Origin of the sequence: Legionella sp. (assembly GCF_965140895.1) — a bacterium.
GTDB lineage: Bacteria > Pseudomonadota > Gammaproteobacteria > Legionellales > Legionellaceae > Legionella.
The window spans coordinates 19,029-32,669 of record NZ_CBCSKT010000070.1 but is presented as its reverse complement, the minus strand read 5'-3'; the positions used below and the strand labels follow the sequence as shown (position 1 = coordinate 32,669).

Sequence of the window (13,641 nt, the reverse complement as noted above, 5' to 3'; positions counted from 1 at the left end):
CCACCACAGCCCGGCACAATTCTTGCTCCTCTATATGCAGAACCCATGTATCAGAGAGAGAGAAATGAAGGAGATAAGCATTATTGGGGCTGGCTTAGCAGGAACCCTACTTACACTCTACCTGGCCAAACGTGGATACAAGCTCCATGTCTGTGATGCAAGACCCGATCTCCGATTAACCCAAAGCCATGATGGGCGCTCCATCAATCTTGCCCTATCTTGCCGCGGAATTACAGGTCTTGCCGGTGTCGGTATTATGCCGGAAGTAGAACAATTGATGGTGCCCATGCGAGCCCGCGCGATTCATGATGCCCAAGGGCAAATTAAATACCAATCCTTTGGCCGTCATCATGAAGAATACATTAATGCCATTGAACGCAATGAATTAAATAAACTCTTACTTAGTGAAGCAGAAAAATACCCAAATGTACGCTTTAGCTTTAATAGCAAATTATCTCATCTTGATCTTGAAAACAAAGTCATGCATTTTAAAACCCAGCATGACGAGCACTTAAACATCCCTTACCAATATTTAATCGGTGCCGATGGCGTGAATTCGTGCGTACGCGAGCAATTAAGCTCTCGCGGTTTGATCAAGGCAACGCGAACCTTTTTATCCTATGGATATAAAGAATTATCTATTGGCGCTCCACGCCAGCAAGAACTCGCACATGAATATTTACACCTATGGCCTAGAAATGCCTTTTTATTATTAGGTAATCCTAATCGCGATCATTCCATTACGGGCTCCTTATTTTTACCCCATGAAGGAAAAAATAGCTTCGCGGAATTAGATAATGAATTAAAAATTAATGCTTTTTTTAAAGAAACATTTGCTGATGCTTATGAAATCATGCCCAATTTATTATATGAATTTATCGAACACCCGACAGGCAACATGAGCACTATTCAATGTGACTCATGGCATTATCAAGATCAGTGCCTGTTACTTGGTGATGCAGCGCATGGTGTCGTCCCCTTTTTCGGCCAAGGTATGAATAGCGCTTTTGAAGATTGCCGTATTTTAAATACGCTGTTGGATAAATATCAGGATGATTGGGCGCAAGTAATGCCCGCCTTTTATCAATCCAGAAAGCCCAATACAGATGCGGTAGCCCAAATGTCTATGGATAATTTCCAGGAAATTCAAAGCAATATCCGCGATCCTCAATTTAACCTAAAAAAACAATTAGAGCAGTTGCTCATGCAACGTTACCCACAACAATACATTTCCAAACACGTACTGGTCATGTTTAGTAATACACCCTATGCTGAAGCCCTAAAAATTGGCGCAAAACAAAAAGAATTTTTAAATCAAATTTGTGGGAAGGTAACCAGCCTTGAAACCGTTGATTGGGAGCACGTGGACAAGCTTATCCAACAGCAGGATAAGAACTTGGTCTACACAATGAATTAGTGTACGTAAAAAAACAGGGAGAGATGATGCGACTTATTCAAGATTATATTGATTCAAAACAAAGTGAATTTAAAAACCATCCGTTTTTTAATCTGTTGGAGCAATTAAATAGCCTCGAGGAAATAAGCTATTTTGTTCCCGAATTAACTTTTTGGACGATGACCTTCCAAGATATTTTACGCCTCAATGAGGATCGCGTTACGGATCCCTATCTCAAAAAAATAGCACGTCATCATCGACATGAAGACGCAGGCCATGACCGTTGGTTCTTGCAAGATAAAAAATATATGGGAACAACCAGCATCAATAAAGCCTGTAATAAAAATGGAGTGAGCTGGCTCTACAGTCGAGATACTCGTTCTACCCGTGATGCTGCTTATGCGCTGGTTGCTGAAGTATTCCATGCCAAAAACGACATTGTAAATATCGCCCTACTCTTAACCCTTGAATCGTCAGGGCACGTATTTTTTGAAAAAGTTGCCGATCAAGTGAGAAAAACAGGTGAGGAGGCGCATTTAAAATATTTTTCCAAAACACACCTGGAGGTAGAAAAAGCCCACTCTTTATTTGAAACAGAAATGGAGCGTGAATTATTTTCCAGAAAAGTTCCCACTCACGTAAGACGTGACGCACTACAAATGATCGAGCGTTGCTACGATGCCTTTACGAAAATGTTTGATGGATTAGTATTTGCATGCAACCGTAAATTGGAATTAGCTCAAAAGAGGAATCGAAAACATGCCGCAAACTGTGAACCAGTGGAACAGCCAACATCTAATGCAATGGGAAAAAAGACCGGAGCAAAACATTCAAAGTAATGAGCAGGCGCTGGTTCCTTTCGGTCGCGATTTTGGTGGATTGATGCATTCTCAACCTGCAGCAGTCTGCGAGCCTCAAACGCGTGAGGCGCTGCAATCTCTGCTCAAATATGCTCATGAGCACCAACTTCCAGTCACCATTCGAGGTAATGGCATGAGCCAAAACGGGCAATCACTGGCAGCTCCTGGAGGATTAATCCTGAATATGAGGCATTTTAATCAGGCACAGAAGCCTGAGCATCATTCCATTTGGGTGGAGGCGAACTGTACCTGGGCCGATTTGCTCGAATGCTCATTACCTCACTCGCTGACTCCTTATGTGCTGCCCTATAACTGCAATTTATCGATTGGTGGTGTGCTTTCAGCGGGTGGAATCGGTGCGTCATCATTTAAATACGGCAGTGCAATTGCGCATGTGCGCGAATTAGAAGTAATTCTTGCTAATGGCGAATTAGTACACGTAGATAGGCATTCGCCTTTAATGCAAGCCTGTTTAGGAGGTCAAGGCCATTTTGGCGTAATCACCCGAGCCCGTATTGCCCTAAGATCCTGCAAGAAGAACGTCCGTACCTTCTATTTAACTTATTTAGATAAAGAGAGCTGGCTGCGAGATTTACAGCAATGTCAGAACTATGCGGATTATGTTGAATCCTTTTGCACCCCTGCAATACAGGGAGCTAAACTCACCGCCTCAGGTCGTGCACCCTTTGCGCAATGGCTGTATGCTTTGCATGTCTCGATTGAATACGCTCATCACGCCCCTGACTTTCATAACTTGCCTTTGAAACCTTGGAAAATTATCCATACTCAAGATGAGGCGATTCATTCTTATTTACATCGTCATGACGCACGTTTAAATGTCATGAAAATGAGTGGCCAATGGGATTTACAACATCCTTGGTATGAATGTTTTATCCCCAAATTCCCGTTAAATAAATTAGAAGAAATTTTAGAGACCTTACCCATCCACTATGCATCACTAGTACATTTAATACCCATCGTTAATCGTAAGGCGAATGGCTTTTTAATGCTTCCTGAAGAACCGCATATTTTCTCTTTTATGATTCTCAATCCTGGCTTGCCTACGGTATTCACCCCAAGCTGTGTGGAAGCAATTAAACATTTGGATGCACTTTTTTTACCTTTAGGAGGAAAACGTTATCTCTCTGGCTATTTAGGGGAATCGTTAGCGCATGACTATTGGAAAAATCATTATGGGACGCGATATTCTGAGTGGCTTGAGTTAAAAAAACAGTACGACCCATTACATATATTAAGCTCTTATTTATTTAATAAATGTTCAAAAATAAAGGAAATTAATCTATCTTAGGATGGAACCTTTGTTGATAAAAAAACCGGAGCACTATATGCCTATAAAGCTACTCAAAGGAATTCGCCATTTTAAAAATAATGGTTTTCTTGAAAAGCGTAACTTATTTCAATCCTTAATCAAGGGGCAATCTCCAGATACGCTCTTGATCACCTGTTCTGATTCCCGGATTGTGCCCTCATACGTCACCCATGCTGATGCTGGCGAGTTATTTGTTATTCGTAATGCCGGAAATATTTTTCCGCCCAAAGTACCTTATCCCTCCGGGGAAAGAGCAACGGCTGAATATGCCCTGAAAGTACTCAATGTGAGCGAAATTATTGTCTGTGGACATTCAGACTGCGGTGCCATGAAAGGCTTATTAAGCCCAAATCTTGCCGAGAGTTTACCACTAGTTGCAGAATTCCTTGAAGCTTATGCCAAACCCGCTCTGGAGCGTGTTCATGAAAAACATCCAGAATTGGAAGATTCAAAACAAAAATTAAAATGTCTCACAGAGGAAAACATTCACTTACAAATAGAACACTTACATACTTTGGATGTGGTTAGAGAACGTTTAGAAGCAAATAAACTAAAAATTCATGCCTGGTATTATGACATTGAGGAAGGGGAGTTTTTTATATATGAATCCAGCACGCAATGTTTTTTACCCTATGAACAAGCAGTCGAAAAACTATTTAATAGCGAACTCGTGCTCAATAAGATGAACGCGATTATCACGAAAGAAGCTCTCGCTTTTGCATTTCCATCCACAGAAGAAGAGTATCATAAAGCAGCAGAGCAAATGAAACTCCTGAAATTTAAAGGGGAAAATGTTATATGGAATGCCATTAAAGCCAAGGTAATAGATAGATTATGGCATGAATTTGGCGAGTTATGCATTGAAAGCGAAGGAAAAAAAGACTCTCGATTTATGTCATTACTAGAAAAATGCCCTGCAGTTGCTTTAGGAATGGCAGGAAATTGTCAGAAAAATATATTGAACTCCCTTGGCTATAATAAGGCTTGTATTAATCGAGGGCATACTCTGCCGCATAATTCTCCTTCTAATGATGACGAGTTGGCGCCTACTAGTAGTTATAATTACGCATAGATAAGGCCCCCAAAACGTAGGTCGGGACCATGGCCCGACTTACTTCAGTCGACTTGATTAGGTTTTAATAAGCTCATCAATTGCTTACGAAAATAGGTGAAAAAAGTTAAGGTAATCAATTCCGCAAGCTGTGCGGTTATTCTATCAAGCCATTTTTCTTCACTAAGCTTCCAACCCAGCCACATGCAAGGGACTAATACGGTAATCACCAAAACCACCGTATAATTCACCCGATGCAGTCCCAAAAATCGCTTATTCTGTGCCACCAGAGCCCGTTGCAGATGTACCATCTTGTCCATCGCGGTTATTTGCGCTCGTAACTGCTTCCTCGAATTGCTCATCATCCATACTCTTATTTTGGGAAAAATAGGATCTGGTTTTTTCAAAGCTCATATTTTTCAGATTAAAAGTAAGGTACTTAGCTAAGCCCAGCAAGACCCCCAGATTAAATAGAACGACTAAGACTAGTGAGAGTAAAAAATTATTAGAAATTACAAAAAACTCATACCCAAGTAATAATGAAATACCTATCCAAAATGTCATTAAAACAATGAGCAGCAGGCAGACATTCAGCACCAGCGGAAACACACTAAGCCCCGCCAGGCGTGCTTCCAAATGCATCACTGAAAATATCGATTTTACAAGATTAATCCTTGTAGAAACCAGTTCCTCTACCTGCTTTAAGGCTTCCATTATTTTCTCAAAATCTTAGATAATAAAAAGCCTATACCGCCAGCAATTAATACAGAACTTAATGGATTTTGTTGTATTTTCTTCAACACTTGATCAGAGCATTCTTTTAGGCCCTCTTCGGCTTGGCAGGCACGATGCATGCCCTCTTCCCGCACTTCATTAGCCCATTTTTTCCCTTCATTTAGCAAGTCACTAGCGGCTTCAGAAACATGTGACCGTTCACCACGATTTGCATTATCCATAATAGCTCTCCTATATTATTTCTAGTGTTTTCCTACCTTTAACTATAGTTAGTAAGACAGTAAAAACAAATAAAATCGGTAAAAAACCCATAGTTCGCGCGAGGAAGCCAAGCCTACTAATGATTATCCCGAGAATAAATCGACCAATTCTGCTCAACACTTAGTGCTTGCTCCGCATAGGCCTCAGCAGACCAACTACATTGTTGCTCAAATATGTTAGCAAGGTTGCTTGCAACATAAGTTGAGGTTAAATCCCCTCCATGCCCATCATAAATTCCGACTAAAAAAGGGGTGTTTTTTGCTAAGACTTGTACCGAAACGGAAATATTATCTCTTGAACCAGCATGCAATGCCTTATAAGCAAGCAAGTGCGCCAACTCAGCTTCCGAATACAAGCCGGGATTATCAATAGACTGCAATTGTTGCCAAAACCATTGCTCTTGATTTTCTTTCGTTGGTCCAGGAACAGGCTCCGTAAACCCATCGCAAGTAGTAATAATCTGAATCTTCATTCCAGAGGCATGAGTAAAATCACTTGGGGTTATATCAATATGTGCATCATCACAAAGCCCAGATTCAATAAAATCATAATCCCCTAGTGCCCTTGATAGAGCCAAGGAACCATATCGTCCCAACAGGCGCCCATTGTTTACAAGACCACGTACTTGGCTCAAGCGCTCTTGATCGAGATCTGGATGATGAATGACCTTATTTAACCGTGCGACAGAAGCAACATGTCCATTGGGAAAATAGACCACGGCAAAAACCACCGAATCCCCTAAGGTCGCGGTAATTAAATTACCTTTCCCATCATAAACAGTGGTCGATGCGGTAGAACCACCAAAACCAGGTTTGAGACAATGTTGATTAATCAATTTATAACTGGTCCATAAACGATGACCTATATCCTGCGCGGTTAATGCATTAAAAAAGCCTTCTGTGTACCAATAGGCTAGCGCTGCATCTTCTTGAGTTGGGCGTAAGCCCTGCATCTCAAATAGAGCAAAATCATATTCCTTTTTCTCAAGGCGAACCTCGGATTCATCGCTTGGTATAGAAATTAACTCTGCGATTCTCATCATGGTTGCTCCTTAACGTACAGAGCCTTCCCCAACTTTTTGATCTGTTGTTCCAGCTCTTGCGTAATCATCTTATATAATTAATAGTTTAGCTCAATTACATTAGTCACATAATTGTTCATAATGATTGGCGTATCCAAACTAACAGTAATTTTTCTTTCCTTAGGCCAGATTTTTCCTTTAGGGAAACAATAAGCCCATATCATGGTAAGGTGGCAACCAGGAAACACAAATATCGTCTTCGGATGAACAATTACTCAATTGCAAGAAAAATAGATTGAATAATCAATATGATTAGCAAGGTTCTATTAGTTAGCAATTTGAAAAAAACAAGGGTCTGGTCCAGAATTAAGCATATCTTAAGGATTCAGGTCGAATTTAGTTTATTTTTTATAAGGTACATTGAATGCTAAAATTTCTGGAAAAAGTAGGATTGCAACTTAAAAGAGCAACATTTTATTCCTTCGATGGATTAAAAGTTGCATTCAAAGATGAATTTGCATTCCGTTTAGAGGTTTATGCAAGTTTTATTGCTTTGCCTGCTGCCTTCTGGATAGGGAACTCTGCATTGGAGCGTATTGTCTTAATCAGCTCTTTTTTACTAGTTCCCATAATTGAATTACTCAATTCGGCCGTAGAAACTACATTAAATCGTATTGATCTAAGTTGGCATGAATTAACCAAAAAAGCTAAAGATATTGGCTCTGCCGCCGTCATGCTAGCAATACTCAATGCAATTATCGTATGGCTTATTATTATACTCCCACACAGTTAGGGGATTTTTATGCGACAACCTATAGCTGTTTTTGACTTTGACGGCACGCTCAGCGATGGGGTTTGTGGCCTTAGATTTTTTCGTTATTTACTGGGAGATATGGGTTATTGTCAATTTATTTTTCGTAACGCATTCTGGAGCTTACTTTTTTTATCAAGACTCAGTGATGAATACGCGCTAAATAAAATGGTCAGCTCCGTCTTTAAAGGGCGAAACCTCGAAGAGCTGACTCAAATTGCCAATGACTTTTCTAAAGAAATCATGCCCAATCATCTTTATGAAAAAATTGTGCAACGGCTGGCGTGGCATAAGGAACAAGGACATCGCAATATCATTATTACCCGTTCGCTGGAGCTTTATATGCAGCCTTGGGGCAAACAAGTAGAAATTCATGACCTGATTGCGACCAAACTTGAAGTAACTGACAAAGGATTATTAACCGGCAACATTGCCGACCATAGTATGGTCGGAGAAAAAAAATTACTCGCACTAAAAGATCTTTTGCATAACCAAGAACATGGGACGGTCTATGCTTATGGTGATAGCGCCAGCGATCGTTATATCCTGGCTGCCGCAGATTATGCTTATTGGATTCGAAATCCCAATAACCATGTCGATCTGTCCTTGGTTGATCCGCTAACTCATGCGCAATGGAAAAAAGATTATAAAATTTAGCAGAACATGAACCCTCAACTGAAACTCACCTCATAATGTGACAAAGCAGTTTTGCGAGTAATTTTCGGTAACACCACTTTTTCCACCATGCTTTTCGAGTAAAGCTATAGTTTCAGAATTGCCGCTTTCAACAGCCCAATCCAAGGCCGTCTTGCCATTACTCTTTGATGGTTCATTAATATCAAAACCTAATAAGTCCTTGTACCTCAATAATATGCTCACAAATTCTATATAACCAACAGAACTGACTTTACGTAATGCCAAAGCATATTGTTTCTCTTTAATAGCCTCAAGTACGCTCTGGCCTTTGTCCGCACAACGTTGTTTAATTTCTGCATATAATTGCTCATGGCTCTCTTCCAAGTCGCTGCAAGCAGGAGAAAATAAGCCATGCCTCGATATTGCACTTGAACTTGCAGTGCTTGTACTGGCTGAAAAGGTTAACTTAAACCAAGGCAAATCTAATGTTCCAGTATATTTATCTATGATTTGTTTAAATTCAGCATGAATAACATCTTGGGTATCACGCTCAACCTGGTGGAGTAAATGGCCATTAGGATAGGCGCAAAGTTCCATGCCTAATCGATTACTGTATATTACTCTCATCGTACAAGAATCGTGACCATGAAGAAAAGCATAAACTGACGACCCCGAGGGCATTTCGGCAGGGGTGGTAATCACCCCCAACCAAGTATCAACAACAAGGCATTCATTACCCCAACGAGCAACATCAGTTAAAGGATAGTCGCCGGTACATCGATTAATCACTAAGAAATTGTGGTTTATCTTTGGATTTATCTTATCGTTTACGCCAATGCTTTCAATAAGAATATCGGGATCGAACAAAAATTCTTTGTTCAATATAAGAAACATCAGCGTTGCATGTTCCATGCACCCATTAAACCCCTCTTTTAAGGACAAGCTACTGGCGATTAAATCAAAATATATTCTCTTTAAGGAGCATCCAACGTTGTTTATTGTGCTTAATAAATCAGACTTTTGCTGATACATTGAATCGGTTGCATCCATCTTTTGCAGCGCGGCGCGAATTCGCGCTGCTTCTGTTTTTTGTACCTCAGCAATTCGCTTACCAAGTTCTTCTCCGAAAATATCCGTCTCATGTCTCGCTATATCAGCTAGCGCGAGACGTGCGTCTAAGTTGTCATGTTTAAGTCTTTGGCGAAGAATATGCATGGCGAGGTGTAACTGTTTTATGTATTTTTTCATCGTTGTGGTCAAAAAAAATTAAAAATGGAATTTTAAAGCATAAAAACGCATAATTAAATTCATTTTGGAAAATAATTGGTTCTTTTTCAGAGCTTCTTCAAAAATATCGTCAGATTCCCATTCATATGCTATTGTTTTAGGTAATAAAAAAGTGTTGAAACTTAAATAATAGAGATCATTATGGAAGATTTACTATTCATTAACATGACTGTACTGTTTTTTATTTTGTGCCTGGGACTAATCAATTTCTACGATAAACTGTCACGGAGTGAGCAATGATTACCTATCTAGTTGCGGGAATAATCGCCGTTGGCTTGCTGGTCTATCTTTTGTTTGTTTTATTAAAACCAGAATTTTTTTAATCCGATAAACACAAGCTCTTAGAAAGGATTCTATGATTACATTAATCGCGTCATTGCAAACCATAGTTTTTCTTTTAGTCCTATTAGCCACTGTAAAGCCTTTAGGCTGGTACATGGCTAAAGTCTATGAAGGAAAGGATTTCTGGTTAAATCGCATTGGGAATCGATTTGAACTATTCATTTATCAAATTTGTCGCATTAAAACCAACCAAGCAATGGATTGGAAGTATTATTTAACTTCCATGCTTATTTTTAACCTCTTCGGTTTCCTCGCGCTTTATCTCATTCAACGGTTACAAATTTATCTTCCATTTAACCCGCAACAACTACCCTCCCCCGCCCCTGATTTAGCCTTAAATACCGCGATAAGTTTTGCCACCAATACCAATTGGCAAGCCTACTCAGGTGAAACCACCATGAGTTATTTTACGCAAATGCTTGCTCTGACTACTCAAAATTTTATTTCTGCAGCAACAGGCATGTCCTTATTGGTTGCCATAAGCCGAGGAATTGCCCAGCATGAAAGCACCAATCTAGGTAATTTTTGGGTAGATATGGTACGAAGCATTCTCTACATACTGCTGCCCTTATCGTTTATCTTTGCGTTAATATTGGTATCGCAAGGGGTAATTCAAAACATTAAACCCAATCAAACCATCCAGCTTGTGCAAGCTAGCAGTTACCAACAGCCTCTTATCGATGCATCAAAACAAGCTATTAAAGATAAAAACAATACCATCCAGACAGCAACAAAACCACTAACACAGCAAATCATCCCCATGGGACCGGTTGCCTCCCAAATTGCCATTAAACAATTAGGCACCAATGGGGGTGGTTTTTTCAATACCAACTCAGCACATCCCTTTGAAAACCCTACACCGTTAAGCAACTTTTTAGAAATGCTCGCGATTTTATTAATTCCTGCAGCGCTTTGTTATACCTTTGGACAAATGGTCCATGACAAACGCCAAGGTTGGGCTATTCTTACGGTCATGTTTGTTGTTTTTATTCCCTTTGTCCTACTCGGAATCATGGCAGAACAAAAAGGAAATCCGGCTTTAACCTCTATGGGTATTAGTCCAACAGCCATCGCCAACAGCTATCCTGGTGGCAATATGGAAGGGAAGGAAACTCGCTTCGGAATCACCAGCTCTGCACTGTGGAGCATAGCGACTACTGCGGGTTCCAATGGCTCAGTAAATTCAATGCTGGACTCATACACACCTCTAGGCGGATTAATTCCCTTATGGATGATGCATTTAAACGAAGCGATCTTTGGTGGGGTCGGCTCAGGCCTATATGGCATGTTAATGTTTGTCATCCTCACCGTATTTATAACCGGCTTAATGGTTGGCCGAACGCCCGAATATTTAGGCAAAAAGATTGAGCCCTATGAAATGAAAATGGCCTCCATTGCCGTTTTAATCATGCCACTTAGTGTTCTGATTTCCACCGCCTTAGCAGTAGTAACTCAAGGTGGAACCGGTGCTATTAGCAATCCAGGAATGCATGGTTTTACCGAGGTTCTTTATACCTTCACCTCCATAGGCAACAATAATGGCAGCGCTTTTTCCGGACTTAATGCCAATACCCCATTCTATAATTTGCTTGGTAGTCTCATCATGTTGATTTCACGCTACTGGATTGCCATAGCCACCGTTGCTCTTGCCGGCTCACTAGCGAAAAAAAAGATAATTCCTCAAACTACAGGAACTCTAGCTACCCATACTCCTCTATTTATTGTCCTAGTCATTTGCATCATTTTTCTGATTGGTGCACTCTCATTTCTACCCGCCTTAGCACTAGGGCCAATTGTGGAACATCTAACCATGTGGGGCCAATATGGATCTTAAAATGCATCGTGTATCCTTTTGGGGTGGTGATACGGTAAAGCTCGCCATACGTGCTTCATTTTTAAAATTGACCCCACAATACCAAATCCGTAATCCGATCATGTTTACGGTTTATATTGCCTCATTATTAACGACCGCTTTATTTATTCAATCATTATTGGGGCAGGGAGAAGCAGAAACCAGTTTTATTTTAGCGATTACGTTAGGACTTTGGTTTACCCTTATTTTTGCTAATTTTGCAGAAAGTATGGCGGAGGGACGAGGGAAAGCTCAGGCTGAGGCCTTAAAAAAAGCACGCCATGAAATTCAGGCAAAGAAATTAGCAAAAGCCCATAAAGATGCCGCAATTACCCACATCCGCTCTGGGTGTTTGCGTGCAGGCGATATTGTCTTAGTAGAAACAGGAGATTTTATTCCCAGCGATGGAGAAGTAATTGAAGGCATTGCTTCTGTCAATGAAAGTGCCATTACCGGCGAAAGTGCCCCAGTAATTCGTGAAAGTGGCGGTGACCGCAATGCCGTAACCGGAGGTACTCAAGTACTCTCCGATTGGCTAATTATTCGTATTACCTCCAATCCAGGGGAAACATTTTTAGACCAAATGATCTCCCTGGTTGAAGGAGCACAACGTCAAAAAACCCCTAATGAATTAGCGCTATCCATTTTACTTGCAGCCCTGACGATTGTTTTTCTTTTGGTTTGTGCCACGCTGCTTCCTTTTTCTATCTACAGTGTAACTAGCGCTGGAGTCGGTAAAGTAATCAGCCTCACCGTATTAATTGCCCTGTTTATTTGTCTGGCGCCAACGACCATCGGTGGTTTACTATCTGCCATTGGTATTGCAGGCATGGATCGCATGATTCAGGCAAATATTATTGCCATGTCTGGCCGTGCCGTAGAAGCAGCAGGAGACGTGGATGTATTACTGCTCGATAAAACCGGTACAGTTACCTTAGGAAATAGAGAAGCAATTGAGTTTATCCCTCTAGAAGGAGTGTCCATTGATACTCTTGCCGATGCGGCGCAACTGTCTTCTCTTGCTGATGAAACACCAGAGGGGCGCAGTATTGTTATCTTAGCTAAAGAACTATATGGCTTGCGTGGTCGTGACATCAGCGAATTAAAAGCAAGTTTTATCCCCTTTACGGCCGAAACCCGGATGAGTGGGGCTAATTTGCCTGGGCGGCAAATTAGAAAAGGGGCAACCCAAGCAATTGAATTATATTTGCGAGAAATTAATGGCCTTTTTCCTGAGGCTGCTCATCAAATTGTTGAGCAGGTTTCCCGTCAGGGAGGAACGCCTTTAGTCGTCCTGGAAAATAAACAGGTTTTAGGGGTTGTTCATCTTAAAGATATAGTCAAAGGGGGGATTCGTGAACGCTTTGCCAAACTACGCCGCATGGGTATTAAAACCATTATGGTCACCGGAGATAATCCCTTAACCGCTGCGGCAATCGCAGCAGAAGCCGGTATCGATGACTTTTTAGCCAATGCCAAACCTGAAGAAAAACTAAACCTAATTCGTCAATTACAAACACAAGGACATTTGGTTGCAATGGCTGGAGATGGGACAAATGATGCACCCGCCTTGGCGCAAGCAGATGTTGCAGTAGCCATGAACTCGGGTACTCAAGCAGCCAAAGAAGCAGGAAACTTAATTGATTTAGATTCTAATCCCACCAAGCTTATTGAAGTCGTTGAAATTGGTAAACAATTGTTAATGACTCGCGGCTCACTGACTACCTTTAGTATTGCCAATGATGTCGCCAAATATTTTGCTATTTTACCTGCGGCATTTGCCAGCACCTACCCTACTTTAAACAATTTAAATATTATGCGACTCAGCACACCTGAAAGTGCCATCTTGTCTGCGGTTATTTTTAATGCTCTCATTATTGTTTTTCTCATTCCTCTCGCCTTACGGGGCGTGAAATATCGTCATGTGGAAGCAGCCAAACTACTGCGCAATAATGTTTTGGTGTATGGATTGGGAGGATTAATTGTTCCCTTTATCGGCATTAAACTCATTGATTTAATTCTGTCAGCACTGAAAGCAATCCACCTAAGTCCAATTTAA

14 protein-coding genes are annotated in these 13,641 nt (G+C 40.8%); 9 read left to right on the top strand and 5 right to left on the bottom strand.

Going from position 1 to position 13,641, the window contains the following annotated elements:
* The first annotated feature begins 64 nt into the window (after window positions 1–64).
* From ACQY7T_RS08955 to ACQY7T_RS08940, 4 genes are read left to right on the top strand one after another with little or no spacing between them, the layout of a single operon-like run.
* Window positions 65–1,417 (top strand): FAD-dependent oxidoreductase, encoded by a 1,353-nt coding sequence (locus tag ACQY7T_RS08955; RefSeq protein WP_428412800.1) that lies wholly within the window; start codon window positions 65–67, stop codon window positions 1,415–1,417.
* A 26-nt stretch (window positions 1,418–1,443) separates the two neighbouring features.
* Window positions 1,444–2,235, top strand: coding sequence for a hypothetical protein (locus tag ACQY7T_RS08950; RefSeq protein ID WP_428412844.1), 792 nt, complete (start codon window positions 1,444–1,446; stop codon window positions 2,233–2,235).
* Window positions 2,156–3,565 carry an FAD-binding protein gene (locus tag ACQY7T_RS08945; RefSeq protein ID WP_428412798.1) on the top strand — a complete coding sequence of 470 codons (1,410 nt, stop codon included), beginning with the start codon at window positions 2,156–2,158 and terminating at the stop codon, window positions 3,563–3,565. Before ACQY7T_RS08950 ends, ACQY7T_RS08945 begins: the two co-directional genes overlap by 80 nt.
* Window positions 3,566–3,602: 37 nt before the next feature.
* Window positions 3,603–4,658, top strand: coding sequence for a carbonic anhydrase (locus ACQY7T_RS08940; protein WP_428412796.1), 1,056 nt, complete (start codon window positions 3,603–3,605; stop codon window positions 4,656–4,658).
* Between the two features lie 44 nt (window positions 4,659–4,702).
* On the opposite strand, the gene ACQY7T_RS08935 is transcribed toward ACQY7T_RS08940, so the two are convergent.
* From ACQY7T_RS08935 to ACQY7T_RS08920, 4 genes are all read right to left on the bottom strand, one after another.
* Complete coding sequence (locus tag ACQY7T_RS08935; RefSeq protein ID WP_428412794.1) at window positions 4,703–4,924, bottom strand: hypothetical protein; 222 nt, start codon at window positions 4,922–4,924, stop codon at window positions 4,703–4,705.
* Entirely contained in the window at window positions 4,911–5,351 is a 441-nt protein-coding gene (locus ACQY7T_RS08930) for a hypothetical protein (protein WP_428412792.1), read from the bottom strand. The genes ACQY7T_RS08935 and ACQY7T_RS08930 overlap by 14 nt, the downstream gene beginning before the upstream one ends.
* A complete protein-coding gene (locus ACQY7T_RS08925; RefSeq protein WP_428412790.1) occupies window positions 5,351–5,593 on the bottom strand; it encodes a hypothetical protein in 243 nt (80 codons plus the stop codon). The genes ACQY7T_RS08930 and ACQY7T_RS08925 overlap by 1 nt, the downstream gene beginning before the upstream one ends.
* A gap of 116 nt (window positions 5,594–5,709) precedes the next feature.
* Window positions 5,710–6,675 carry a PP2C family serine/threonine-protein phosphatase gene (locus ACQY7T_RS08920; protein WP_428412788.1) on the bottom strand — a complete coding sequence of 322 codons (966 nt, stop codon included), beginning with the start codon at window positions 6,673–6,675 and terminating at the stop codon, window positions 5,710–5,712.
* Between the two features lie 403 nt (window positions 6,676–7,078).
* On the opposite strand from ACQY7T_RS08920, the gene ACQY7T_RS08915 reads away from it, so the two are divergent.
* Both ACQY7T_RS08915 and ACQY7T_RS08910 read left to right on the top strand, forming a co-directional pair.
* Complete coding sequence (locus tag ACQY7T_RS08915) at window positions 7,079–7,447, top strand: diacylglycerol kinase (protein ID WP_428412786.1); 369 nt, start codon at window positions 7,079–7,081, stop codon at window positions 7,445–7,447.
* A gap of 9 nt (window positions 7,448–7,456) precedes the next feature.
* A complete protein-coding gene (locus tag ACQY7T_RS08910) occupies window positions 7,457–8,122 on the top strand; it encodes an HAD-IB family hydrolase (RefSeq protein ID WP_428412784.1) in 666 nt (221 codons plus the stop codon).
* Window positions 8,123–8,152: 30 nt separating this feature from the next.
* Here the strand turns inward: ACQY7T_RS08910 and ACQY7T_RS08905 are convergent, their stop codons facing one another.
* Entirely contained in the window at window positions 8,153–9,349 is a 1,197-nt protein-coding gene (locus ACQY7T_RS08905) for a hypothetical protein (RefSeq protein ID WP_428412782.1), read from the bottom strand.
* 275 nt (window positions 9,350–9,624) lie between these two features.
* On the opposite strand from ACQY7T_RS08905, the gene kdpF reads away from it, so the two are divergent.
* The 3 genes from kdpF to kdpB are packed head-to-tail and all read left to right on the top strand — an operon-like array spanning window position 9,625 to window position 13,641.
* The gene (kdpF, locus tag ACQY7T_RS08900) at window positions 9,625–9,711 is read left to right on the top strand and encodes a K(+)-transporting ATPase subunit F (protein WP_400188450.1); all 87 of its coding nucleotides are present in this window, start codon (window positions 9,625–9,627) and stop codon (window positions 9,709–9,711) included.
* Window positions 9,712–9,743: 32 nt separating this feature from the next.
* Window positions 9,744–11,564, top strand: coding sequence for a potassium-transporting ATPase subunit KdpA (gene kdpA / locus ACQY7T_RS08895; RefSeq protein ID WP_428412780.1), 1,821 nt, complete (start codon window positions 9,744–9,746; stop codon window positions 11,562–11,564).
* Window positions 11,554–13,641: a potassium-transporting ATPase subunit KdpB gene (gene kdpB / locus ACQY7T_RS08890; protein WP_428412778.1), complete on the top strand. Its 2,088-nt coding sequence runs from the start codon at window positions 11,554–11,556 to the stop codon at window positions 13,639–13,641. The genes kdpA and kdpB overlap by 11 nt, the downstream gene beginning before the upstream one ends.

Excerpts from the sequence above, each read along its gene's own strand:
- kdpF (WP_400188450.1), top strand. The coding sequence starts at position 9,625 with ATGATTACCTATCTAGTTGCGGGAATAATCGCCGTTGGCTTGCTGGTC.
- ACQY7T_RS08950 (WP_428412844.1), top strand. The coding sequence starts at position 1,444 with ATGCGACTTATTCAAGATTATATTGATTCAAAACAAAGTGAATTTAAA.
- ACQY7T_RS08925 (WP_428412790.1), bottom strand. The coding sequence starts at position 5,593 with ATGGATAATGCAAATCGTGGTGAACGGTCACATGTTTCTGAAGCCGCT.
- ACQY7T_RS08930 (WP_428412792.1), bottom strand. The coding sequence starts at position 5,351 with ATGGAAGCCTTAAAGCAGGTAGAGGAACTGGTTTCTACAAGGATTAAT.
- ACQY7T_RS08945 (WP_428412798.1), top strand. The coding sequence starts at position 2,156 with ATGCCGCAAACTGTGAACCAGTGGAACAGCCAACATCTAATGCAATGG.
- ACQY7T_RS08940 (WP_428412796.1), top strand. The coding sequence starts at position 3,603 with ATGCCTATAAAGCTACTCAAAGGAATTCGCCATTTTAAAAATAATGGT.
- ACQY7T_RS08955 (WP_428412800.1), top strand. The coding sequence starts at position 65 with ATGAAGGAGATAAGCATTATTGGGGCTGGCTTAGCAGGAACCCTACTT.
- ACQY7T_RS08910 (WP_428412784.1), top strand. The coding sequence starts at position 7,457 with ATGCGACAACCTATAGCTGTTTTTGACTTTGACGGCACGCTCAGCGAT.
- kdpB (WP_428412778.1), top strand. The coding sequence starts at position 11,554 with ATGGATCTTAAAATGCATCGTGTATCCTTTTGGGGTGGTGATACGGTA.
- ACQY7T_RS08905 (WP_428412782.1), bottom strand. The coding sequence starts at position 9,349 with ATGAAAAAATACATAAAACAGTTACACCTCGCCATGCATATTCTTCGC.
- ACQY7T_RS08915 (WP_428412786.1), top strand. The coding sequence starts at position 7,079 with ATGCTAAAATTTCTGGAAAAAGTAGGATTGCAACTTAAAAGAGCAACA.
- ACQY7T_RS08920 (WP_428412788.1), bottom strand. The coding sequence starts at position 6,675 with ATGATGAGAATCGCAGAGTTAATTTCTATACCAAGCGATGAATCCGAG.
- kdpA (WP_428412780.1), top strand. The coding sequence starts at position 9,744 with ATGATTACATTAATCGCGTCATTGCAAACCATAGTTTTTCTTTTAGTC.